This window comes from Mesorhizobium sp. dw_380, from assembly GCF_018588885.1.
Taxonomy (GTDB): Bacteria; Pseudomonadota; Alphaproteobacteria; order Rhizobiales; family Rhizobiaceae; genus Mesorhizobium.
Map to the genome: position 1 here is coordinate 26,775 of NZ_JAFFIW010000037.1, position 22,758 is coordinate 49,532.

The window sequence follows — 22,758 nt, forward strand, 5'->3', positions numbered from 1 at the left end:
TGCAGGCGGCGGGAGCCGCTTCGAGGGGGACGGGACGTTGAGTTTTTCGGGACTGCTGCAGCTTGGCTTTTCGACGGTGATCTTCCTTTTGGCGGCGACTGCCGCCAAGCAATGGGGACTGGCGCCGAGCCTGGGCAAGATCCTTTTGACGCTGGCGCTCTATTCGCTCGGCAATTTGATCATGCTGCGGCTGATTCGCGAATTCGGCATGTCCGTGTCGTTCAGCCTCTCGGCGGTCATCCAGCTGGTCTCGGTCAACCTCGTGGCGCTGGTGTTCTTCGGCGAACGCGTCAACGCGCTGCAGGCGACCGGTATCATGCTGGCGATCGCCGCAGTGGCGCTGATCACGCTCGGGCCCTATCTGCAAGGGCGTTGATCGAGATGAAGACAGCGGCACCGGTTCGATGAAAGACACCGCAAGCACCCTGCTCAACCTGATCGAATTCCCCGTCCTGCTGGCCGGCCTGGTCATCGCCGGCGGGCTGTGGGGCTTTGTGGAGCTGATGGAGGTGGCACGGGCAACGGCGCCGCACGCCTTCGACACCGAAATCCTGCTTGCTTTCCGCCAGGCGGGGCAACCCGGTGTTCCAGCCGGCCCGCCATGGCTGGAGGGGGCGATGCGCGACATCACCAGCCTCGGCAGCACCAGCGTGCTCGTGCTGATCACGACTGCGACGATCATCTATCTGCTCCTGATCCGAAGGCCGGGGACCGCACTTCTCATCTTCATCGCCGTGGCCGGTGGCCAGCTTCTGTCGAGCCTGCTGAAAGTCGGCGTCGACCGGCCGCGGCCCGAGCTCGTTTCGCATCTGGTCAACGAGACCTCGCTTTCCTTCCCGAGCGGCCACGCCATGCTGTCGGCGGTGACCTACCTCACGCTCGGCTCGCTGGCGGCGCGGTTCCTGCATGGCCGGGCGACCAAGGTCTACGTGCTGTCGCTCGCCGTGCTGACCACGGTGCTGGTCGGCGTCAGCCGGGTCTATCTTGGCGTCCACTGGCCGTCGGATGTGCTGGCCGGCTGGTGTGCCGGCTTCGCCTGGGCGATGCTGTGCTGGTTGGTGGCGCGGCTTCTGCAGCGGCGCAAGGTGGTGAGCGACGATGCCTGATGGGGCGCCTGACGCCCCTCAGGCTTGCCGTCAGATCAATCTGTTGATCAGGTGCCCGCAGCCCGTCAGCATGAAAACTGCCGACAGCAGGCATGCCCATGTCATCAAGGTCCTGAAAATGCTCAACCGCGTTACCCCCTAGCCCAGATTCGAAGCACCCTATCCTGCAATTCCCGGGACGTACCAGAAAGATGAACAAGGCAGCGGCGCTTACGTCTCAGACATTCATCATGATGCTTGAAACATCACAATGACCGCATTATACGTTATTTCCGCAGACTCAGACATGGGGTCCGGCCGATGATCACTGCCGCGCAGATGCGTGCCGCAAGGGCCTTGGCCGGTATCGACCAGAAGACACTCGCCGAGCGCGCCGGCGTTTCGCTTCCGACCATCCAGCGCATGGAAGCGAGCGACGGCGTGGTCAGGGGCGTGGTCGATACGCTGATGAAGGTCATCCAGGCTCTCGACGAGGCCGGGGTGGAGCTGATCGGCGAGAACCAGGCCAGCGAGCGCGGCGGCAGGGGCGTGCGCCTCAAGCCCGCCGCACCACCAGGCCTCAAAGCTGAGCCGGCATAAGTCGCGACGGCGACCGCCGACAGTCCTGCCGACGATCCCGCCGCCTTTCATGTGCGGAAGGCAGTCCATGAATCAAGCACGGCAGGCAGTGCATCGACCGGCTCAGAAGTCGGCCCATAAGTCGGCAAGGCCGACATTTTCCGAACTGTTCACGCCGAAGCTGGTCACCGTCTGGCGCGAGGGCTACACGCCGGCGCATTTCAAGGCCGATGTCGTTGCCGGGCTGACCGTCGCCATCGTTGCGCTGCCGCTGTCGATGGCGATCGCGATCGCATCGGGCGTGAGCCCGGAGCGCGGCCTCTATACCTCCATCGTCGGCGGCTTCATCATCTCGGCGTTCGGCGGCAGCCGCTTTCAGATCGGTGGGCCGGCCGGCGCCTTCATCGTGCTGGTGGCTGCCACGGTGGCGCGCGTCGGCGTCGATGGCCTGCTGCTGGCGACGATGATGGCCGGTGTGTTCCTGCTTGCCATCGGCTATCTCCGGCTCGGCACCTACATCAAGTTCATTCCCTATCCGGTCACCGTCGGCTTCACCGCCGGCATTGCCGTCATCATCTTCTCCGGCCAGATCGTCGAACTGTTCGGCTTGACCTTGCCGGGCAAGGAACCCGGACCGTTCGTGCCGAAGCTGATCGCGCTTGGCGAAGCGGCCGGCACGATCAACCCCGCGGCGACCTTCGTGGCGGTGCTGACCATCGCCACCATCGCCTTCCTGAAGCGCTGGCGGCCGAAATGGCCAGCGATGCTGATCGCCATCGCGCTCGCTTCGCTCGTCGTGGCGCTGTTTGCGCTGCCGGCCGAGACGATCGGGACGCGCTATGGCGGCATCCCGCGCAGCCTGCAATGGCCTGGTCTGCCGCCGGTCAGCCCCGGCAGGATGATCGAGGTTTTGCCGGACGCTGTCGCCTTCGCGCTGCTCGGCGCGATCGAATCGCTGCTGTCGGCCGTGGTCGCCGACGGCATGACCGGCCGGCGGCACCGGTCCAATTGCGAGCTGGTGGCGCAGGGCTTCGCCAACATCGCCTCCGCCCTGTTCGGCGGCATCTGCGCCACCGGCACCATCGCCCGCACCGCGACCAATGTGCGGGCCGGCGCGCACGGGCCGGTCTCGGGCATGGTGCATTCGGCGATCCTGCTCGTGCTGATGCTGGTGGCGGCGCCGCTCGCCAGCTATATCCCGCTCGCAGCCCTTGCCGGCGTGCTGGCGGTGGTTTGCTGGAACATGTTCGAGAAACAGGCCTTCGCCACGTTGCTGCGCGCTTCGCGCGGCGATGCGCTGGTGCTGATGGCGACCTTCCTGATCGTCGTCTTCCGCGACCTGACCGAAGGCATCGTCGTCGGCTTCGCGCTGGGCTCGATCCTGTTCATCGATCGCATGGCCAAGTCGATCGCGGTCGAGGCGGATCTGGTGCAGGACGACGTCGCCGACAGCGTCAATCCCGCCGGCGCCTACGATTCCAGCGAGGCTGTTGACGCCGAGACCATCGTCTACCGCATCTCGGGTGCTTTCTTCTTCGGCGCCGCCTCCACCGTCGGCAGCGTGCTCGACCGCATCGCCGACCAGCGCCGCAACTTCATCCTCGACTGTTCCGCCGTGCCGCTCTTCGATTCGACGGCGGCCAATGTCATCGAAAGCGCCGCGCACAAGGCGAGGCGCGCCGGCGTCCGCTTCATCATAGCGGGTGCGTCGCCGCAGATACGGCGCATGCTGATCAACCATGGCGTCAAGCGGCCGCTGGTGACCTACGCCGCCTCGATCCGCGACGCGCGAGCGCAACTGGCGGGGAACTGAGAGGCAAACACATATCGCGCCCAGCTTCAATCAGGAGGAAGAGAGCGGCCGCGTCTTTATCGGTTGAGCGATCCTGGACCGCTGACGAACGGGCTATCCCTGACATAAAAGCGAAGCAGCCGGTCGGCATCCTTCGAAATGCCGATCCTGATGCCCTGCCCGATCTCGCCGGGTTCTTGGGCATCGCCTGCGGGCCCGTGGTCATCGCGTGCGAGCCCGGGATCATCGCGCGCGAGCCATAAAGGCCCTTCGCGGCAAAGGTCGAGCCCATCGAGCGAACGATCGATCCGCAACGCCGCAGCCAACCTTCCCGGCCCGCGCGCCAGGTCGCGCAAACGCTCGACACCGCGGTTCTGCCGCATGATCGCGATGCCTTCGAGCGGCTCGAGAGCCCGGATCAGGACGCCGGTGCCGATCCCTGGCGTCTCGCTCGAGACGTTCAGCATGGTGGAGACGCCGTAGGCGAGATAGACATAGGCGTGGCCGCGCTCGAGGAACAGCGAACGATTGCGCGGGGTCATCCCCCGATAGCCGTGCCCGGCGGCGTCGCCGACGACATAGGCTTCGGTCTCGACAATGCGGCCGCTGACCCTGCCTTCCGGCAAGTCGCGCACCACCACCTTGCCGATGAGAGTGCGGGCGAGAGCTGCCGTATCGGTCGGCAGTTCCGAGCGAGGGATCGGGCTGCGGGTCATCGTCATGGCGGGCAGGGTCTCACGGCATCCGCTCGACCCATTGCGCGCGCGAGGGCCCCGGCTCGAACGGCTCGCCAAAATACTGGGTCTCGCGCGCCACCTTGCCGTCGAGGAACTCCATGATGCTGACGGTGTAGGACGGCCGCCCGTCATAGGTCAGGACATATTCGCTGACCCAGAGGTCATCCCTGCCGGTGATGCGCCGCACCGCGAAACGCTTGCGGTTCGGCTGCGCAGCGCGGGACGCCTGGATGTTGCGCCGTCCGCGGATGCGCTCGCCCGATTGCGGATAGTCGAGCACCGCATCCTCACGGTAGATCTGGTGTTCCGCTTCGAGATCTCCGGCATCGGAGGCCGCCCAGTGGTGGTCCAAGGCGGCGCGAATGTCCGCGTCTTCCATATCAAGTCTCGTTGGCCATCAGCGTGATGTGAGATTCGCCGGAGCGACATCGAGCGGCATGCGATTAATGTCCACTGTTGGAATGCGCGACATTCTACGAAAACTCGGCCTTGTGTGAGACGTCCTCGCCACAACGCATGAAATCAATGAAAGCCCTGAATGCCGCCGAAAGGAGGCGTCCGCTCGGATAATAGAGGTAGAATCCCGGCGATGGAGGACACCAATCCTCCAAGACCCGCACCAGACGCCCTTGTGCCAGTTCCTGCTTCACGTTGCTTTCAAGCGTGCAGGCCAGCCCCATCCCGGCAAGTGCCGCCTGCACCGTGAGCCCGGCATCATTCATTGTCAGAGGACCAGATACTTCAACGTCTACCTGTTCCCCCGCCTTGCGGAACGGCCAGCGATACAGCACGCCGGACTCGGTCCACCGGTAGTTTATGCATGCATGCCCGGCCAAGTCCTTCGGTGCGACCGGTATGGGATTGAGTTCGAAATAAGCAGGTGATCCGACGATGGCGGTGCGAAAGTCCGGTGTCACCCGAGCCGCAATCATGTCCTGATGCAATAACCCGCCCGGACGAACCCCTGCGTCGTAGCCGCTGCCCACAATATCGGAAAGCTGGTCCTCGACGGTCAGCTCAACATGGATGGCGGGGTAGGCTGCCGCGAAGGCCGGAAGTTTCGAAGCGACCAGTACCTCGGCTGCGACACGTGGCAAGTTCAGGCGAATGGTTCCCGCCGGGCGCTCGTGATAAACGCTCAAGCCGTCGACGGCATCCTTGATCTCGGCAAATGCCGCGGGCAGCCGGGCGAACAACGTTCGTCCGGCATCGGTCAGGGAGACGCTGCGCGTTGTGCGGTTGAGCAGCCTTGTACCGACGCGCTCCTCCAGAGCGCGGATCGTATGGCTCAAGGCGGAACGGGACAGGCCCAGCCTCGAAGCCGCTCGGACGAAACTCTGCGTCTCGGCCACCGAGACAAACGCGGTTAGCTCAGCAAAGTCACTTCCTCTCATGATTGTTGCCTTTTACTCAACAAGACATGCCGGTTATAGCTCATTTTCCAACCTATCCGCTCCTGATACGTTGATGCAAACGCAAAACAGGAGCTGGTGAATATGCTGAAGGATTTGCAGGGCAAGACGATCCTGCGGAACGATCCGGAACGTTTCGTGGGCAGGGTAGCGCTGGTTGTGGGTGCGGGAAGCGGGATCGGCAAGGCTACCGCTCTTGCATTCGGGCGCCAAGGTGCTTCGGTTGCCCTGGTTGGAAGACGCGTGCCGGAACTTGAGGCGGTAGCGAGGCAAATCGCGGAGACGGGCGGCACGGCAATGGTTGCGTCAGCCGACGTCACTCAAGAGCGCGCTGTAGAGAAAATGATTGCCGCTGTCGTGGAAGAATTTGGACGGCTGGATATCGCCTTCAACAATGCAGGCATCACGGCCTACAAGCCTATCGAGGATCTGACGGCGGATGACGTCGATCAGGTCCTTGCGACCAACGTCAAGGGTGTCTGGTTTCTTGCGAAGCACGAGGTTGCCCAGATGCGCAAGCAAGGCCACGGCGGGTCGATCGTGAACACTTCCTCGGTGGCCGCGACTGGCGGCAACGTCAACCTTTCGATCTATGCCGCTAGTAAGGGCGCGCTGGATGCCATGGTTCGCGCATTGGCGCTCGAGATCGGCCGTGACGGCATTCGCATAAACAATGTCAGTCCGGGCGTTATCGACACACCGATGACCAGCGTGCTGCCACCCGAGGTGGTCGCCGCGATCGGCGCGCACGCCGCACTCGGTCGTATCGGACAACCGGACGATATTGCCGGCGCCGTCACTTGGCTAAGCAGCCCGGAGGCGGCTTTCGTTACGGGCCAGAGCATCCTGGTGGATGGAGGCTACAATATCGGCGGTATGCGGTGATGGACGCCTGCATCGAGCAGATGTGACGATTTGCCAGGCCGTCCTCGATGATAGAGGCCGGCCCAAGGTTGTTGAGGTTGCTCAAGGTCTCGCCGACCAGCCGATGGCATCGGTCATGGGTTCAGTCGAGCTTCAACGCCGCCACCTCGCCTTCGCTCATCAGCGGCACATAGAGGATCGACTTGCCGTCCGTGCCGATGTCGGCACTGCCAGGCTTGAAATGCGCCACCGCTTCCGGCGTGCCGCCGGCCTTGTACCGGTAGAGCGTGCCGGTCATGTAGGCGGTAGCATAGATGGTGTCGCCGATGGCGATGACGCCGTCGAGGTCGGCGAATCTCTGCGCGCCGGGCAGCGGCGAAACCGCCTTGCTGGCGAGGTCGACGGCCAGCAGCCCGCCCGGCTCGGCCGTGCTGAAGTCGGGCTTGATGCCCTTGCCCCAGGAGGCGACGATCAGCCTGTTGCCATCGGCGAAGACGCCGTTGGGGGAAGCCAGCAATGCGTCCCTGACGAACAGCTCCGGCCTGTCGCCGTCGATGCGGTAGATCGTGTCGGCCAGCATGTCGGTGACATAGACATTGCCGGCTTGGTCCGAGGTCATGTCGTTCAGGAAGACGGCATCCGGCACCGCGATGCTGGCGAGGAGCTTACCGCTAGCGAGATCGACGACGCGGACCTTGGTGATGTCGGCGACATAGAGCTTGCCGCCCGCTATCGCCATGCCCTTGGGCGCGTCCATGCCGTCGGTCCAGTGCTGGGTCACCATCTTGCCGTCCATGGACAGCACGCTGAGATAGCCGTTGCCGTCGGCAACGCCCGGATTGCCTGATATGTTGGAGACGATGACGCGATTGTTGGCGGCGTCGAACAACGCTGACTCCGGCTGTTCGAGGCCGGTGGCGCGCCAGAGCTCGCCGGCCTGGACGGCGGGCGCCGTCGCGCTGCAGATGGCGACGATAAAGGCTGAGGTGACGAGGCGTTTCATGGCGGTTCTCCTGTAGTGACAGGCGGAGAGCTAGGATTTTCGATACTTTTCGGGAAGACCGATTAACGCTAGTATCGAATATCGATACGAAACTGCCGATAAGAGGTGCATGCCATGAACGGTCTGATCTTCGAAGCGCTGAAGCGGACGCTGAAGGCGAAGGGTGTCACCTATCGCGAGCTTGCCTTGCGCATGGGCGTTTCCGAGCCGACGGTGAAGCGCATCTTCCATGAGAAGAACTGCAAGCTCGACCGGCTGGTGGAGATCTGTGCTGCCGCCGGCGTCGAACTGGAAAATGTGATCGGCTCGATGAACCGGGGGCCGGGGCCGGTCAACCACATCGCGCCGGAGATCGAGCGCCGGCTCGCCGGGCGGCCGGCGCTGCTGTTCGTCTTCGTCATGCTGTCGGAGAAATTCACGCCGCAAGGCATCATGCGCTCACAAGGCCTGAGCGAGGCCTCGATGTTCCTCTATCTGCGCGATCTCGAGGAGCTCGGTCTGGTCGCGCTCGGGCGGGGCCTGACGGTGAAATTGCTGGTCGAAACGCCGATCCAGTGGAATTTCGAGGGGCCGCTCAAGCCGCTGTTCGAGATGACCAACAAGAATTTCATCGGCTGGGCCATCACCCATATCGAGAAGGAGGCGACCTTCATCAGCTTCTCCAGGCGCATGCGACCCGAGACAGCGGAGATGGTGCGGCGCGAGGCCGAGGATCTCGCCGACCGCGCCAGGCTGCTCGCCCATCACGACCAGCACACCACGCCGGAGGACGGGCTCACCGGCTACAAATGGACATTTGCGTTCGGGGCGACGCCGTTCCCCGCGATCATGCCGATCGGCCCGCACGCGCGCGATGCCGGTGCGCGGATGCCCGAGCAGTCCCTTGCAAAAAGGCGTCGCCCGCTCCCAGCGTGACGCTACTTGGCCGCCTTCGTCCCCGCGTCGGCAGCCCTGTCGTCCCAGACCATCTGTCGGTAGTCGAAACCATATTCCAGCGTCGGCTTGACGATGCGGAAAAAAGGCGACAGGTCGAAATCCCGCGGCGTGTAAAGCGAGTGGTGGCGAATGTGCAGGATTTCCTTGCGCATATAGGTCGACTGCGCCGAAGCACGGCCGGGTGCGCGGGTGATCTCGGGCAGGATCGGATAGTGGATCTGGCCATAGGCCTGGGCGATCAGCGTCGAGCAGATGGCCCGGGTCGGGTCGCCGGAACCGAACGCCAGCATTCGGCGGCGCCAGCGGACCGGCACCGGTGGCGTCGGCAGGAAATAGCGCAGCATGTCGAAAATGTTCTTGAGGTCGTACCTCAGGCCGAGCTTGCCGATCATGAACGCGACGACCTTGTCGCGGTCCTCCGGTGTCAGGCCGCTCGCCCGGCAGATGCGGGTGTTGTAAGTGCGATAGCGCGACAGCGGCACGGCGATGCAGCCTTCGGCGAGCGTGACCTCGATCAGCCGCCGCCGCTCCGTTCCGTCCTCCGGTTCGGCCAGCGCGTCGCCGACATAGAAGGCCGCATGCGACCAGGTCGACTGGGTGAGGTACTTGATCGCCGCCGAGATCTTCTGGTTGCCCTCGATCAGCAGAATGTCGCCGGGCTCCAGCGTGCGGCGCAGCGTCTCGGCATCGGACGGGGTGTAGGGCTCATAGCCGGAGGATTCTTCCTGCAGCCGGCCGGCAAGCCAGCGGCCAAGTCGATCCAGGAGCATATCGCCGGGCTTGGTCATGCCTTATGGCGATTAGCACATGCAGGCGGCCGGGCGCCAGCCGAACCGTCCGTCAGCCGGCCGCCGCGCTCGCGTCCTTCGACGGAGCGCCGGCCAGATCGTCGCGCGCCTTGCGGGCCAGCTTTTTTGTCGAACGTTTCGGGCTGTCGCCGAACAGGTCGGCGGCTTCGGCAAGACAGGATCTCCTCAGGCTCTTTTCCGAACGCTTCAGGAGCTTGCCGAGCAGCTTCGTGTCCTCGGCCGGCCCAAGCGGCTCGTCATCCGCCTCGAGCAGCGTGCGCATGACGAACACGTCGTGCAGTTCGCCGAGCCGCTCGCCCAGCGCGTCGACCGCCTTGCGCCGCGCCTTGATCGGCGTCGGCCAAAGCCTGCCCAGCAGCGACAGGTGCATGCCATGCGTCTTGGCCGCCTTGCGCAGATCGTGGAAGTCGTCGGCCTCGCCGCGCGCGCCGGCCTTGTCGAGCGCCTTCCTGGCACGTCGCAAGGTGGCGCGGGCGCCTTCGGCAAGCACGTCGGCCGCCTGTTCCGGCTGGTCGGGCAAGACAAGGCTTTCGATCCGCTTCATGCCGTCCTCGCAAGCGGCGATCGCCGCGCCGATCGCCGCTTCGAGGCCGGCGCCTTCGTGCAAATCGTGCTGGCGGGCGATCAGCCTGTCGCGCGCCGCATCGAGCCCGCCATCGGCGCTCTCCTTCGCAAAACTTGCGGCCAACCGGTCGACGGTCTCGATCAGCGCCGTCGCCTCACGTGGTCCGGCGATCAGCGCCGCCACGTTGCGATAGCACTGGTTCTCCGTCGCACAAAATGTTTCGTCTCCGGAACGAACCAGCCGCAATAGGGCACGGGCGCTCTTCAACCGCTTGCGGCATTTGTGCAGTCCCTGTTCCGGCCGGCTGCGCGCCGCATCCAGATGCAGGATTGCCTTGCCGATTTCCTCGGCAAGGATGCGCCTGACTTCGCCGGTCAGCGGCAGGCGCGGGTCGATGCGATAACTCATGCGGCGATCTCCGGAATCCCCCCGAGGGCGAGCGACGCGTTGTAGAATTTCTGCTCGCCGGTGACTTCACGGCCGAGCCATTCAGGCAGCATTTCGTCAGGCACGTCTTCCGGCGTCTCGAGTTCGGCCACCACAAGTCCCGCGAGCGCACCGCCAAAGACATCGACTTCATAGAGATGGCCGCGATGCCTAACATGGTGACGTGTCTTCTCGATGACACGCCCGAGTGCGAAAGCCAGCATCTCCACGGCGTCCGCCAAGGGGACCGGGTATTCGAATTCGTCACGCTCGCGCGCGCCGATGCCGAATTTGAGCGTCAGCTTGGCGGAAGCGCCATCGCTGATGCGGATGCGGACGGTTCGCCCGGGCGCGGCGGCGAGATAGAACTGCAGAATGCGGATATCCGCCTCGACCAGATCCCGCCATGCGGTGCCGGAAACCAGGAACTTGCGCTCGACTTCCTTGCCCATGGCCGCGCACTAAAGCGGTTGCGGCAGGCGATGGCAAGACAGAAGCGTACACAGATAATTGACTTTAATCAATCGATTGATTAAAGTGTGCTCATGATCAAATTGCCCGACGCCAAGAGTCCTCGCCGCGAGACATCTCCCGCGGAGCTGACGCGCGCCGCGCTTGTCCGGGCGGCACTGAAACTGTTCGGGCGTCAAGGTTTCGACGGCACCTCGACCCGCGAAATCGCGGCGGAGGCGCAGGCCAATATCGGTTCGATCGCCTATCATTTCGGCGGCAAGGACGGTCTTCGCACTGCCGCCGCCGACTATATCGTCGAGACCATCCAGACAATTGCTGGCCAGGCGCTGGGCAACGACCAGGCGGGAGCGACAAGCGATCCGGAGACCGCGCGCGCGCAGCTCTTCGCGGCGCTGGAGCGGATGGTCGGCTTCATCGTGGCGCAGCCGCAGGCCGGCGAGATCGTGCAATTCGTGCTGCGCGAGCTGTCGCATCCGACGGCGGCGCTCGACCGCATCTATGACGGCGTGTTCGAGCCGACGCATCGCCGGTTATGCCAGATCTGGGAGCAGGCGACAGGCGAGCCGGCCGAAAGCGAGCGCACCCGGCTCACCATGTTCACGCTGATCGGTCAGGTCATCTATTTCCGCATCGGCCGCGAAGCGGTGATGCGCCGCATGGGCTGGCACGACATCGGCGCCGCCGAGGCCGCCAAGATCGCGGCGGTCGCGACGGACAATCTCAGCGCCATACTGGCTGCCAGGAAGAGATAGGGATGAAGGGGCAAAGACCATGAGTTTTCTGTGTTCGCTGCCGCTCGCCGCACAGCTTTTTGGCGCCTGCGCGCCGGCGCCCCCGCTCGCCGTCGGCTATGTCGAAGGCGACTATGTGCTGCTGGCGCCGATCGAGGTGGCACAGGTCGAGACCGTCGCCGTGAAGCGCGGCGACCGCGTCATGCCGGGCACCACGGTGGTGACGCTGGAAAGCGCCGACGCCAAGATCGCGGTGGCGCAGGCCGAGGCGAGCCTCGCCCAGGCACAGGCGCAGCTCGCCGATCTGCAGGTCGGCAAGCGGCCGGAAGAAATCGCCGCACTCAAGGCCCAGGTCGACATGGCCAAGGCGCAGGCCGACGACGCCAAGCGCAAATACGACCGCGCCGCCGACCTGTTCAAGCGCGGCACCGGCACGCAGGCCGATTACGACACCGCCTCGGCCACGTTGGAGACCGCCAATGCGCAGGTCGGCCAGGCGCAGGCCAATCTTGCCGCCGGCGGCTTGCCGGCGCGCGCCGATACGATCAAGGCCGCCGAGAATCAGGTCAAGCAGGCGCGGGCCGCGCTGGACCAGGCACAATGGCGGCTGTCCAAGCGCATACTGGCCGCGCCGTCGCCGGGCCGCGTCAACGACGTCATCCGCAATCCCGGTGATACCGCCGGGCCGACCGCGCCGGTCATTTCGGTGCTGCCAGACGGTGCGGTGAAGCTCAGCGTCTATGTACCGGAAGCCGCCTTTTCCTCGATCAAGGTCGGCAGCCTTCTCAGCGTCCGTTGCGACGGCTGCGGCCCGGACGTGAAGGCGCGCGTCAGCTATGTCTCGCCCGATCCCGAATTCACCCCGCCGGTGATCTACTCGCTCGAGAACCGGCAGAAGCTGGTCTATCTGGTCGAGGCGCGGCCGGAGGGCGATGCGGGGCCGCTGCAGCCCGGCCAGATCGTCGACGTCGATCTTGTGGGAACAGCAAAATGAACGTCATCGACGTTCACGGCCTGGTCAAGCGGTTCGGTGACAAGACCGTCGTCGATCATGTGACGATGTCGGTCGCCGAAGGCGAGATCGTCGGCTTCCTCGGTCCCAACGGCTCGGGCAAGACCACCACCATTCGCATCATGTGCGGCCTGCTGACGCCGGACGAAGGCGAAGGCACGGTGCTGGGTTTCAACATCCGCACCGACAGTCTCAGGATCAAGCGCGAAGTCGGCTACATGACGCAGAAATTCTCGTTCTATGAGGATCTGACGATCGGCGAAAACCTCGAATTCGTGGCGCGGCTCTACCGGCTGAGGCCGGTCGAGGACTATGTCGCTAGGACGCTCGATGAACTCGGCCTGACGTCGCGCCGCAACCAGCTGGCCGGTACCTTGTCCGGCGGCTGGAAGCAGCGGCTGGCGCTGGCCGCCTGCATCATGCACCAGCCGAAACTGCTGCTGCTCGACGAGCCGACGGCCGGCGTCGACCCGAAGGCGCGGCGCGAGTTCTGGGACGAGATCCACCGCCTCGCCAGCGGCGGGCTGACCGTGCTGGTCTCCACCCACTATATGGACGAAGCCGAGCGCTGCCATCGCATCAGCTACATCTCCTACGGCAAGATGCTGGCCACCGGCACTGTCGACGAAGTGGTCAGGAATGCCGGTCTGACCACGTTCGTGCTGCAGGGCCCTCGGCTCGACACCGTGGCCGAGGCGCTTCAGGGCCGCCCCGGCGTCGACCAGGTGGCGCCGTTCGGCGCGACGCTGCATGTCGTCGGTTCTGACAAGAAGAAGCTTGAGGCGGCGCTCGCCGATGTCGAGAAGGAGCACAAGGGCGTGACGGTGGCGCCGGGCGAAACCAGCCTCGAGGACGTGTTCATCCAGTTCATGGCGGGGTCGAAGGACAATATGGCATGAACAACGTCTTTTCCTTCGCCCGGCTCGGCGCGCTGCTGACCAAGGAATTCATCCAGATGCGGCGCGACCGCATCACCTTCGCCATGATGCTCGGCGTGCCGCTGATTCAGCTGGTGCTGTTCGGCTATGCCATCAACAACGACCCGAAAAGCCTGCCGGCGGCCCTGGTGGCGACCAGCAGCGATCCCTACACGCGCGCCATGGTCTCGGCGCTGCAGACCACCGGCTACTACCGCTTCGACCATGTCGCGCAAAGCGCAGCGGAAGGAGAGTTCCTGATGGCGCGCGGCGACGTCGCCTTCGTCGTCACCATTCCCGCCGATTTCGCCCGCCGGATCGAGCGCGGCGACAAGCCGCAGATCCTTATCGAGGCCGACGCCACCGATCCGGCGGTGGCCAGCGGCGCCATCTCGACGCTCGGCACCGTCGCCAGCCAGGCGCTGCTGAGAGCGCAAGGCATGCAGGCGGCTGCGGCCGAGGCCGCCAGGGGCCAGCTCGATGTGGTGGTGCACCGGCGCTACAACCCGGAAGGCATCTCGCAATACAACATCGTGCCAGGCCTGCTCGGCGTCATCCTGCAGATGACCATGGTGATGATGACCTCGATCGCGCTGACGCGCGAGACCGAGCGCGGCACGATGGAAAACCTGCTCGCCATGCCGTCGAGCCCGCTCGAGATCATGATGGGCAAGGTGCTGCCCTATCTGGCGGTCGGCGCCGTGCAGGTGGTGGTGGTGCTGGCGGCGTCGAAGCTGCTGTTCGCCATCCCCTTCACCGGATCGATGTCGCTGCTTTTGTCGGCGGTGCTGGTGTTCGTGCTGTCGCTGGTGCTGCTCGGCTATACGATCTCGACCATCGCCCGCACGCAGATGCAGGCCCTGCAACTGACCTTCTTCTTCTTCCTGCCCTCGATCATGCTGTCCGGCTTCATGTTCCCCTATCGCGGCATGCCGGACTGGGCGCAGATCTTCGGCGAGATCTTCCCGCTGACGCATTTCCTGCGCATCACCCGCGCGGTGATGCTGAAGGGCGCGCAACTGCCGGCGGTGGCAACCGAGATCGGCTGGCTGGTGCTCTTTGTCGTGCTGTTCGCCGGCGTGGCGCTGGTGCGATTCAGGCGCACGCTGGATTAGGGTGCCGTGACGTCAGGAAATTTTGAATGTCGGCGGGACAGCACCCCCCTCTGGCCTGCCCGCCATCTCCCCCGCAAGGAGGGAGATCGGCAGCTTTGGCGCGCCGCTCCTCCGGTGACGTTGGATATTGGCGAAAGCCGGGGTGAGACCTGATCTCCCCCCTTGTGGGGGAGATGTCCGGCAGGACAGAGGGGGGTGCTCAAGCGCGACGCTTCCCGCTTGGAGCGCAGCACTCCTAAGCCGAAGCCATGATCTCAGCATAGGTGCCGAAATCGACATTGCCGCCGGACAGCACCACGGCGACGCATTTGCCCGACAGCTCGATCTCGCCTGACGACAGCGCCGCCAGCGCGACGCAGCCGCCGGGTTCGACCACCAGCTTGAGGTGGGCCATGGCGTCGCGCATCGCCTGTGCGGTCGCCCTGTCGGAGACGGCAATGGCCCCAGTGAGATTCCGGCGGTTGATCTCGAAGGTGATGACGCCGGGCTCTGCGGTCAGGATCGCGTCGCAGATCGAACTGTAGCCCGGTTCGTTCGAAACCCGGGCGCCAGCGGCCAGCGAGCGGCGCGTGTCGTCGAAATGCTCGGGCTCCACTGCCCAGACCGCCGTGCCGGGCGAGGCATCCTTGACCGCGACGGAGATGCCGCTGGTCAGGCCGCCGCCGCCGCAGGGGACAACGACCGCGTCCAGGCTGACGCCGAGCGCCCTGGCCTGTCTCATCAGTTCAAGGCCGATCGTGCCTTGCCCGGCAATGATGGCCGGATCGTCGAAGGGCGGCACCAGCACCATGCCCTTCTCGATGTAGGGGCGGACCACGGTCATGCGGTCGTCGCGAAAGCGGTCGAACGGCACCACCTCGGCGCCCATCTTGCGGACGTTGCCGACCTTCATCGCTGGCGCGTCCGCCGGCATGGCGATGACCGCCTTGACGCCGAACATGGCCGCCGAAGCGGCGACCCCTTGCGCATGATTACCCGAGGAGAAAGCGACGACGCCCCGGCTGCGTTCCGCCTCGCCCAGCGACGACAGCTTGTTGTAGGCGCCGCGGAACTTGAACGAGCCGGTGCGCTGCAGCGTCTCCGGCTTGAACAGGACGCGGCCGCCGAAGCGCTCGTTCAGCTCCTGTGATTCGATCAAGGGCGTTTCGACGATCAGGCCGGAAAGCCGCGCTGCCGCGGCATGGATGTCGGCGATGCCGGGAGGGGTGGTCATGGCGGATCCTGTGGAGATGTGGCGAACCATGGTGCACGCAAAGAGCCGGACGAAGCCAACGAAAAGATGTGACCGTTACAAAGTTGGCGGACGGCGCCAACGCCACGGCTGCACGCCCCCCTCTGTCCCGCCGACATCTCGCCAGTTTCACCCAAGCAACGTCCGCTGCCTCTTGGTCCCGCCAAGCTTGCGCCAATTGTTGAAGCGATGCGTTGCGGCGGCAAAGGAGATCTTCATCTGCTGGGAGACCGAATAGCGCGACTTGCCTTCGTCGAACATGCGGTAGCAGCATTCGACGCCCTCCTCGGTCAGCTTGCCGTCCTGCGCCTTGTTGTGCGGATTGGCGGGGTCGAACTTTTCGACCTGCTGCTCGACCAGGCCCTTCAGGCGCTGCAGGTCGGCCTCGATGCTGGCGATGAGATCGAGAACGGGCTTTGGGTCGAAATGCTGTGCGGGATGCTTTGTCGTCATGCGCTTGATCCTCGTTCTTGTCCTGGGCTCAGGCATATAGGTGAATCTTTGCCAATAATGAAGAGCCGGCAACTTTCGCAGGCTTCAACATTTCTTGACCTGCGGGCAAGCGCGCGATTGACCCGGGGCACTTCAAACCCTAGTTTAGAACAATTCTAAACTAGGGTGATTTCCTCATGCTTTCCCGCGTTTTCGGCTTCGGCCGCCGCCCGTTCGAATCGCTCTCCGAACCGGAGATCCTGGCGCTGGCCATTTCGTCAGAAGAAGATGACGGGCGCATCTACCGCGCCTATGCCGACGGGCTGGCGGAAAACTTTCCGCAATCGGCAAAAGTGTTCGAGGAGATGGCCGAGGAAGAGGATGGCCATCGCGACTCCCTGATAGAACTCTTCCGCAAGCGTTTCGGCGAGCGCATTCCGCTGATCCGGCGCGAACATGTGAAAGGCTATTTCGAGCGCAAGCCCGATTGGCTGGTGCGGCCGCTCGGCATCGAGGCCGCGCGCCGCCAGGCCGAGGCGATGGAGCGGCAGGCGTATCTGTTCTACGTCGAGGCGGCAAAGCGCACGACCGACGCCTCGACCCGCAAATTGCTCGGCGATCTGGCGGCCGCCGAACAAGGCCATGAAAGCTCGGCACATGCGTTGGAGCAGAAGCATGTGCCGGGCACGGTCAAGATCGAGGAAGCCACCGCCGAGCAGCGCCAGTTCATCCTCACCTATGTGCAGCCGGGCCTGGCCGGGCTGATGGACGGATCGGTGTCGACCCTGGCGCCGATCTTCGCCGCCGCCTTTGCCACGCACGACACATGGCAGACGCTGCTGGTCGGCCTTGCCGCCTCGATCGGCGCCGGCATTTCGATGGGCTTCACCGAGGTCGCGTCCGACGACGGCAAACTGTCGGGCCGCGGCTCGCCGTTCAAGCGCGGCCTGACCGTCGGCATCATGACGACGCTGGGCGGCCTCGGCCACGCGCTGCCCTATCTCATCCCGCATTTCTGGACGGCGACCGGCGTTGCAGCCGTGGTGGTGTTCTTCGAATTGTGGGCGATCGCCTTCGTCCAGAACCGCTACATGCAGACGCCCTTCCTGCGCGCCGCTTTCCAGGTGGTGCTCGGCGGCGCCCTGGTGTTCGCGGCAGGCGTGCTGATCGGGAATGCCTAGTTGCGAAGGTCTGCGCCGCCCCTCATCCGCCTGCCGGCACCTTCTCCCCGTATAGTGACGGGGAGAAGAAAGCTGACCTCAGCCTTGGCACTCTTCCTGCAACGCCGTCGATTGTCGAAATCGTGGAAGGGAGCGCCCCTCTCCCCGTCACTATATGGGGAGAGGATGCCGGCAGGCAGGTGAGGGGCGGCGCCAACACCAACCCACTACCATTCACCCATTTACCGCCCGGCTGTCCGCCGGTGCCTCTTCTCTCTCCGTCAGTCCATAGTCGCGCACCACGTGCGCGATGCGCAGACGGTAGCCGGCAAAGATACCGCCGCGGCCGACCTGCTGCGCCTGCCGGTGCTCTTCGGTGTTGCGCCAGGCCTTCACCGCTTCCTCGTCGCGCCAGAACGAGAGCGACAGGATGCGGTTCGGGTCGGCGAGGCTCTGGAAACGCTCGACGGAAATGAAGCCATCGATGCCGTCGAGCAGCGGCCGCAGATCGGCGGCGATGCTGAGATACGCATCGCGCCGGCCCCCGGCGGGCTGGACCTCGAAGATGACGGCGATCATGGCCTTACCTTTTCCCCTGGCATGATCCCGGTCTGAAAAGTCTGCAACTTTTCAGGATCAAGCCTTGGCGCGTGCGGGCCGGACGCCAGTTTCAGGAACATGCGGTCCTCCTTGACGATGAATCTTTCGCGGCGGGCAAACTCGTAGTTTGCCTTGCCGGCAGGGTCGGCGGCAAGCCGGGCGCGATAGGCTTCATAGGCGGCCAGGCTTTCGATGTTGTAGGCGGCGTAGGCCGTCGTGGCCGAACCCTCATGCGGTGCGAAATAGCCGATCAGGTCGGCGCCGCAGCGCGGAATGGCCTGGCCCCAGTTGCGGGCATACTCCTCGAAGGCAGCCTTGCCGAACGGGTCGATCTCATAGCGGATGAAGCAGGTGATGGTCATGGTCGTCTCCTCGAAGTCTTGCATCGACGGTTCGAGCACGGTCGAAACGTGGTTCGCATCTATGTGCTAGGCAGTTTGGTGTCAGGAGCCGTCATGGCCTGCGCTGCCGGCTGCTTGAGCTGAAGCCAGAATAATGGTTATCTCACAGGAACGCTTCGATGAGGATCAAACTATGCGCGAAGGACCCGACATTGCCCGCATCGCCAGCCTGGTCGGCGACCCGGCCCGCGCCAACATGCTGAACGCGCTGATGGGCGGCACGGCGCTGACGGCGAGCGAACTGGCCCTGGAGGCCGGCGTCTCGCTGCCGACCGCCTCCTCGCATCTGTCGAAACTGATGGAAGGCGGGCTGCTGACCTTGGCCAGCCAGGGCCGCCATCGCTATTACGGCCTCGCCGGGCCGCAGGTGGCAGGCATGATCGAGGCCATTACCGGCGTCGCGGAAGCCGTGGGCCCGAAGCGCGTGCGGCCGGGCCCGCGTGATGGAGCGATGCGCGTGGCGCGCGTCTGCTACGATCACCTTGCCGGCGAGCAGGCCGTGGCGATGCTGGACCGCCTCGTCGAAAAAGACATCCTGCTGCGCGACGACAAGGAGATCAGGCTGGGACCGTCGGCGTCGTCGCATTTCGCGGCCATGGGTATCGATGTCGGCGCGAGGCCGCGCCGCCCGGTGTGCCGCGCCTGTCTCGACTGGAGCGTGCGCCGCTCACATCTCGCCGGTACGCTGGGCGCGGCCATCCTCGACAAGATCCTTTCGGAGAAATGGGCGCGCCGCGAGAAGAACAGCCGCGCGGTGGTGTTTTCGCCGCCGGGCAAGCAGGCGTTCGAAAGGGCGTTTTTGGGTTGATCGTCTGCGGACGCTCCTTCGACTTCGTCATCCTGGGGCGAAGCAGGAGCGAAGCTCCGTCGCGAAGACCCCAGGATCCATGCCGTTAGCTCGATGCGCCGCGACGGTTCAGATGCTTGATGCCGGAAGGACGGTGAAAGATCGCTCTATTCTTCGCCGCTCTGTCATTCCTCGGCGTCACGGCATGGATCCTAGGGTCTGCGCGGCGTCGCTTCGCTCCTTGCTTCGCCCTAGGATGACGAAATCGTTGGGGGCTCACCCCCGCGTCAACGTCTTCCCCAGCTTGAAGAAATCCGCCCACGGATCGGCTTGCTTCAGCTGCTTCATCGTCGTCTTGTCGCCGATCGGGAAGGCGTTGGGCGCAAGGCCGGCCTCGATCTCGGCCCAGGTCACCGGCATCGATATGGTGGCACCTTTCTTGGCGCGCGAGGAGTAGGGCGCGACCGTGGTCGAGCCTCTGCCATTGCGCAGATAGTCGACGAAGATCTTTCCGGTGCGCGCCTTCTTCGACAGCGTCGCCGTGTAGCGGTCGGGGGCGGCCTGCTCGAGCGCCCTGGCGAAATCATGGGCGAAGTTCTTGACCTCGTCCCAGTCCGCCGACGGTTTCAGTGGCACCAGCACATGAAAACCCTTGCCGCCTGACGTCTTGACGAAGTTCGGCAGCGACAGCTCGTCGAGCTTGCCCCTGATGTCGAGCGCGGCGTCGCGCACCTTCTTGACGTCGACGCCCTCGTCGGGATCGAGATCGAAGATGATCTGGTCGGGCTGTTCCAATTTATCGATCGTGCAGCCCCAGATATGGATCTCGACCACGCCGTACTGAACCAGGGCGGCGATGCCGTCGAAATCCCGGATGAACAGGATCTCCTCGCCGTCCGTCGGGTCCTTCATCCGGGCTATCTTGTCGCTCATGCCGGCAGAGGCGTGTTTCTGGAAGAAGCGCTGGCCGCCGACGCCGTCCGGCGCGCGCACCAGGCTGAGCGGCCGATTGACGACGAAAGGCTCCATGCGCGGCCAAACCTGCGCATAATGGTCGAGCAGGCCCTGCTTGGAGATATTCTCGTCGGGCCACAGCAGCTTGTCGGGGTGGGAAAGTTTGACCGCGGTCGTCATCGTCCCGGCAGCCTTGCCCGCGCTGCTTGATGCCGGCTTGGACTTGGCCGAACTCTTTGCCGTCGATGCCTTGGGCTTTTCCTGCACGATTTCCTCCGCCGGCTTGTCCTCGCGCAATCCCTGGAACGAGGCATGGCGGATTATACGGTCGGATGTCCAACTGCGGAACTCCACTTCGCCGACAAGCTCCGGCTTGACCCAGACCAGCCCCTTGCCCTTGGGCACGGCGGCGAAGAAGGGCGAAGCCGTTGCCTTCAGCGCGTCGAGTTTCTTCTTCAGCTCATTGGCGCCCTTGCCGGAGAAGCCGGTGCCAACGCGGCCGGCATAGTGCAGCTTGCCGGCCTCGTAATAGCCGACGAGGATCGACCGCAGCCCGCGCCCGGTCTTGTCCGACGGCAAGTAGCCGCCGATGACGAATTCCTGCCGCTCCGTGCATTTCGATTTCACCCATGTCGGGCCGCGTCCGCTGCGATAGGGCGCATCGGCACGTTTCGAGACGACGCCTTCCAGCCCCATGCGGCAGGCATGCTCCAGCATGATCTTGCCGGGTTCGGCGAAATGGTCGGAGAAACGGACCGCCGCATTCTCGGGTTGCTGCCCGAGCAGATCCTGCAGGGCCTGCTTGCGCTCGACCAGCGGCTCGCGGCGCAGATCCTTGTCGTCGAGGCGCATCAAGTCGAAGACGTAATAGATGAAGCGGTTGGTTCGATTGGCGGACAGGTCCTGCTGCAGCAGCGCGAAGGACGAAACGCCGCTGTCGGCCAGCACGACGATTTCGCCATCGATGATGGCATCGCTGCATTTCAGCCCGGCGAGTTCGGCGATGATTTCGCCGCCGAATTTCTCCGTCCAGTCGAGGCCGGTGCGGGTCAGCAGCCGCACCTCTGTGCCGGCGATCTGCGCCTGCATGCGGTAGCCGTCGAACTTCACCTCGTGCAGCCAGTCCTTGCCCGGAGGTGCGTCTCGCTCCAGCGTTGCCAGTTGCGGCTCGATGAAGTCGAGGCGTTTGCCGGTCTTCACCGCGCCGGCGGCCGGCTTGTTGGACTGCCAAACCCGGGGCTTTTGACCCTTGGCTGCCTTGCCCTCGCCGACTTCCTCGATCGTCAGGCCCGACTTCACCGATTCCGGCGCTTCCTTCAGGATGTCCTCGCCGGGACGCGCCGCGGCATCGTCGGACTTGATCAGCAGCCAGTTGTCGCGTTTTTCGCCCGGGCGCGGCTTCAGGCGCACCAGATGCCACGAGCCATGCAGCTTGTGGCCCTTGAGCTCGAAGTTGATATGGCCCTTCTTCATCGCCGTGGCCGGGTCGGTCTCGGGAACCCAGCGTCCCTCGTCCCAGACGATGACCGCGCCGCCGCCATATTGGCCCTTGGGGATGGTGCCCTCGAAGGGCGCATAGTCGATCGGATGATCCTCGACATGCACGGCCAACCGCTTTTCATGCGGATCGAGGCTTGGACCGCGCGTCACCGCCCAGCTCCACAGCACGCCGCCATGTTCGAGGCGCAGATCGTAATGCAGCCTTGTCGCCGCATGTTTGTGAATGACGAAGATGCCGCCTGCCTCACCCTTCCCGCCGCGGGCAACCTTGCCGGCCGGCTCGGCCGTTTTGCGGAAATCGCGCTTGGCGTGATATTGCTCGAGGCCGGCCATCAACCAATGCTCCTATGCCGATTTGCGCTTGCGGGCGGAAGCCTTGCCCCGCTTCGGCGACGCGGCTTTCGAGGGTTTGGCGGGCTTTGCCGTTTCGTCTTGCGATGAAAGGCTCTTCTTCAGCGCATCGAACAGGTTGACGACGTTGGAGGGCTTGGGCTCCGCCTTGGTTTTCCTGGGCGCCTTGCCCGCCTTCTTGGCCCGGACGAGTTCGAGCAGGCCTTCCTCATACCGGTCCCTGAAATCGGAAGGATCGAATTTGCCCATGTGCTTGTCGATGATGTGCTCGGCCATGTCGACCATCTCGTCGTCGAGCTTGCCCGCCTCGATGTCGGCAAAGATGCTGCCCGGCTGGCGCACCGTGTCGCCATAGCGCAGCGTGGTCAGCACCATGCCCTTGCCGCGCGGCTCGATCAGGACCGGCCGCTCCCGCCTGTAAAGCACGATGCGCGCGAGTCCGGCCATCTTCTTGTCGGCGAGCGCGTCGCGGATCACGGCGAAAGCTTCCTCCGACACCTTGTCGGCCGGCGTGACGTAATAGGGCGTGTCCAGATAGATCTGCTCGATCGAGGATTTGTCGACGAAGCCGTCAAGGCTAAGCGTGTGCGAGGACTCGATCTGCACCGCTTCGATGTCTTCCTCCTCGATGTGGAGGAATTCGTCCTTGGCCACTTCATAACCCTTGACCTCGTCGCCTTCGTCTAGCGGCTTGCCGCTGAGGGCGTCGACATAGAGACGCTTGACCCTGTTGCCGGTCTTGCGGTTGAGGATGTGGAAGGAGACCTCCTCGGCGTGGGTGACGACATTGGTCAGCTCGACGGCGCAAGTTACCAGGGAAAGCTTGAGATAACCGCTCCAGGCTGGACGCAGCGCCATGACGAACTCCTGTGGTGACAGGGCGAG

25 protein-coding genes are annotated in these 22,758 nt (G+C 64.4%); 12 read left to right on the plus strand and 13 right to left on the minus strand.

Annotated features, from left to right (window positions below; all coding sequences use genetic code 11):
- Window positions 1-37 precede the first annotated feature (37 nt).
- The 4 genes from JT360_RS26290 to JT360_RS26305 all read left to right on the plus strand — a co-directional run bounded on the left by JT360_RS26290 (window position 38) and on the right by JT360_RS26305 (window position 3,477).
- Window positions 38-376, plus strand: coding sequence for a hypothetical protein (locus JT360_RS26290; RefSeq protein WP_214475297.1), 339 nt, complete (start codon window positions 38-40; stop codon window positions 374-376).
- Between the two features lie 28 nt (window positions 377-404).
- The gene (locus JT360_RS26295) at window positions 405-1,106 is read left to right on the plus strand and encodes a phosphatase PAP2 family protein (protein ID WP_214475299.1); all 702 of its coding nucleotides are present in this window, start codon (window positions 405-407) and stop codon (window positions 1,104-1,106) included.
- A gap of 300 nt (window positions 1,107-1,406) precedes the next feature.
- A complete protein-coding gene (locus JT360_RS26300) occupies window positions 1,407-1,685 on the plus strand; it encodes a helix-turn-helix domain-containing protein (protein WP_214475301.1) in 279 nt (92 codons plus the stop codon).
- 67 nt (window positions 1,686-1,752) lie between these two features.
- Window positions 1,753-3,477, plus strand: a complete 1,725-nt coding sequence (locus tag JT360_RS26305; protein WP_214475303.1) for a SulP family inorganic anion transporter — start codon at window positions 1,753-1,755, stop codon at window positions 3,475-3,477.
- Window positions 3,478-3,533: 56 nt separating this feature from the next.
- Here JT360_RS26305 and JT360_RS26310 read toward each other — a convergent pair whose 3' ends face one another.
- The 3 genes from JT360_RS26310 to JT360_RS26320 form a co-directional block, all read right to left on the minus strand.
- Window positions 3,534-4,178, minus strand: coding sequence for a DNA-3-methyladenine glycosylase (locus tag JT360_RS26310; protein WP_214475304.1), 645 nt, complete (start codon window positions 4,176-4,178; stop codon window positions 3,534-3,536).
- Between the two features lie 13 nt (window positions 4,179-4,191).
- Window positions 4,192-4,572 carry a nuclear transport factor 2 family protein gene (locus tag JT360_RS26315; RefSeq protein ID WP_214475306.1) on the minus strand — a complete coding sequence of 127 codons (381 nt, stop codon included), beginning with the start codon at window positions 4,570-4,572 and terminating at the stop codon, window positions 4,192-4,194.
- 94 nt (window positions 4,573-4,666) lie between these two features.
- On the minus strand, window positions 4,667-5,587 hold the full coding sequence (locus JT360_RS26320; RefSeq protein WP_214475308.1) for a LysR family transcriptional regulator: 921 nt from the start codon (window positions 5,585-5,587) through the stop codon (window positions 4,667-4,669).
- A 102-nt stretch (window positions 5,588-5,689) separates the two neighbouring features.
- On the opposite strand from JT360_RS26320, the gene JT360_RS26325 reads away from it, so the two are divergent.
- Window positions 5,690-6,490: an SDR family NAD(P)-dependent oxidoreductase gene (locus tag JT360_RS26325; RefSeq protein WP_214475310.1), complete on the plus strand. Its 801-nt coding sequence runs from the start codon at window positions 5,690-5,692 to the stop codon at window positions 6,488-6,490.
- Window positions 6,491-6,611: 121 nt separating this feature from the next.
- On the opposite strand, the gene JT360_RS26330 is transcribed toward JT360_RS26325, so the two are convergent.
- On the minus strand, window positions 6,612-7,472 hold the full coding sequence (locus JT360_RS26330) for an SMP-30/gluconolactonase/LRE family protein (protein ID WP_214475312.1): 861 nt from the start codon (window positions 7,470-7,472) through the stop codon (window positions 6,612-6,614).
- Window positions 7,473-7,586: 114 nt separating this feature from the next.
- Between JT360_RS26330 and JT360_RS26335 the strand changes: the two genes are divergently transcribed.
- Complete coding sequence (locus JT360_RS26335; RefSeq protein ID WP_214475314.1) at window positions 7,587-8,387, plus strand: helix-turn-helix domain-containing protein; 801 nt, start codon at window positions 7,587-7,589, stop codon at window positions 8,385-8,387.
- A gap of 2 nt (window positions 8,388-8,389) precedes the next feature.
- Here JT360_RS26335 and JT360_RS26340 read toward each other — a convergent pair whose 3' ends face one another.
- The 3 genes from JT360_RS26340 to JT360_RS26350 are packed head-to-tail and all read right to left on the minus strand — an operon-like array spanning window position 8,390 to window position 10,660.
- Entirely contained in the window at window positions 8,390-9,196 is an 807-nt protein-coding gene (locus JT360_RS26340; protein ID WP_214475316.1) for a YiiX/YebB-like N1pC/P60 family cysteine hydrolase, read from the minus strand.
- A 52-nt stretch (window positions 9,197-9,248) separates the two neighbouring features.
- Window positions 9,249-10,190, minus strand: coding sequence for a CHAD domain-containing protein (locus tag JT360_RS26345; RefSeq protein ID WP_214475317.1), 942 nt, complete (start codon window positions 10,188-10,190; stop codon window positions 9,249-9,251).
- On the minus strand, window positions 10,187-10,660 hold the full coding sequence (locus JT360_RS26350) for a CYTH domain-containing protein (protein WP_214475319.1): 474 nt from the start codon (window positions 10,658-10,660) through the stop codon (window positions 10,187-10,189). The genes JT360_RS26345 and JT360_RS26350 overlap by 4 nt, the downstream gene beginning before the upstream one ends.
- Window positions 10,661-10,753: 93 nt before the next feature.
- Between JT360_RS26350 and JT360_RS26355 the strand changes: the two genes are divergently transcribed.
- From JT360_RS26355 to JT360_RS26370, 4 genes are read left to right on the plus strand one after another with little or no spacing between them, the layout of a single operon-like run.
- Window positions 10,754-11,434 carry a CerR family C-terminal domain-containing protein gene (locus tag JT360_RS26355; protein WP_214475321.1) on the plus strand — a complete coding sequence of 227 codons (681 nt, stop codon included), beginning with the start codon at window positions 10,754-10,756 and terminating at the stop codon, window positions 11,432-11,434.
- Between the two features lie 19 nt (window positions 11,435-11,453).
- Complete coding sequence (locus JT360_RS26360) at window positions 11,454-12,407, plus strand: HlyD family secretion protein (RefSeq protein WP_214475323.1); 954 nt, start codon at window positions 11,454-11,456, stop codon at window positions 12,405-12,407.
- Window positions 12,404-13,324, plus strand: coding sequence for an ABC transporter ATP-binding protein (locus JT360_RS26365; protein WP_214475325.1), 921 nt, complete (start codon window positions 12,404-12,406; stop codon window positions 13,322-13,324). The genes JT360_RS26360 and JT360_RS26365 overlap by 4 nt, the downstream gene beginning before the upstream one ends.
- Window positions 13,321-14,457 (plus strand): ABC transporter permease, encoded by a 1,137-nt coding sequence (locus tag JT360_RS26370; protein WP_214475327.1) that lies wholly within the window; start codon window positions 13,321-13,323, stop codon window positions 14,455-14,457. Before JT360_RS26365 ends, JT360_RS26370 begins: the two co-directional genes overlap by 4 nt.
- Before the next feature lie 235 nt (window positions 14,458-14,692).
- Here the strand turns inward: JT360_RS26370 and JT360_RS26375 are convergent, their stop codons facing one another.
- Window positions 14,693-15,670: a threonine/serine dehydratase family protein gene (locus JT360_RS26375; RefSeq protein WP_214475328.1), complete on the minus strand. Its 978-nt coding sequence runs from the start codon at window positions 15,668-15,670 to the stop codon at window positions 14,693-14,695.
- Window positions 15,671-15,817: 147 nt separating this feature from the next.
- Window positions 15,818-16,141, minus strand: coding sequence for a hypothetical protein (locus tag JT360_RS26380; RefSeq protein ID WP_214475330.1), 324 nt, complete (start codon window positions 16,139-16,141; stop codon window positions 15,818-15,820).
- Between the two features lie 176 nt (window positions 16,142-16,317).
- On the opposite strand from JT360_RS26380, the gene mbfA reads away from it, so the two are divergent.
- Entirely contained in the window at window positions 16,318-17,301 is a 984-nt protein-coding gene (mbfA, locus tag JT360_RS26385) for an iron exporter MbfA (RefSeq protein WP_214475332.1), read from the plus strand.
- A 213-nt stretch (window positions 17,302-17,514) separates the two neighbouring features.
- Here the strand turns inward: mbfA and JT360_RS26390 are convergent, their stop codons facing one another.
- Window positions 17,515-17,859, minus strand: a complete 345-nt coding sequence (locus tag JT360_RS26390; protein WP_214475334.1) for an antibiotic biosynthesis monooxygenase family protein — start codon at window positions 17,857-17,859, stop codon at window positions 17,515-17,517.
- A complete protein-coding gene (locus tag JT360_RS26395) occupies window positions 17,856-18,242 on the minus strand; it encodes an NIPSNAP family protein (RefSeq protein ID WP_214475336.1) in 387 nt (128 codons plus the stop codon). The genes JT360_RS26390 and JT360_RS26395 overlap by 4 nt, the downstream gene beginning before the upstream one ends.
- Before the next feature lie 172 nt (window positions 18,243-18,414).
- Here JT360_RS26395 and JT360_RS26400 point away from each other — a divergent pair, with 172 nt between their 5' ends.
- The gene (locus JT360_RS26400; protein WP_214475338.1) at window positions 18,415-19,089 is read left to right on the plus strand and encodes an ArsR/SmtB family transcription factor; all 675 of its coding nucleotides are present in this window, start codon (window positions 18,415-18,417) and stop codon (window positions 19,087-19,089) included.
- A 255-nt stretch (window positions 19,090-19,344) separates the two neighbouring features.
- Here JT360_RS26400 and ligD read toward each other — a convergent pair whose 3' ends face one another.
- Both ligD and ku read right to left on the minus strand, forming a co-directional pair.
- Window positions 19,345-21,855: a DNA ligase D gene (gene ligD / locus JT360_RS26405; protein WP_214475340.1), complete on the minus strand. Its 2,511-nt coding sequence runs from the start codon at window positions 21,853-21,855 to the stop codon at window positions 19,345-19,347.
- Between the two features lie 12 nt (window positions 21,856-21,867).
- A complete protein-coding gene (gene ku / locus JT360_RS26410) occupies window positions 21,868-22,731 on the minus strand; it encodes a non-homologous end joining protein Ku (protein ID WP_214475342.1) in 864 nt (287 codons plus the stop codon).
- Between the last annotated feature and the right edge of the window lie 27 nt (window positions 22,732-22,758).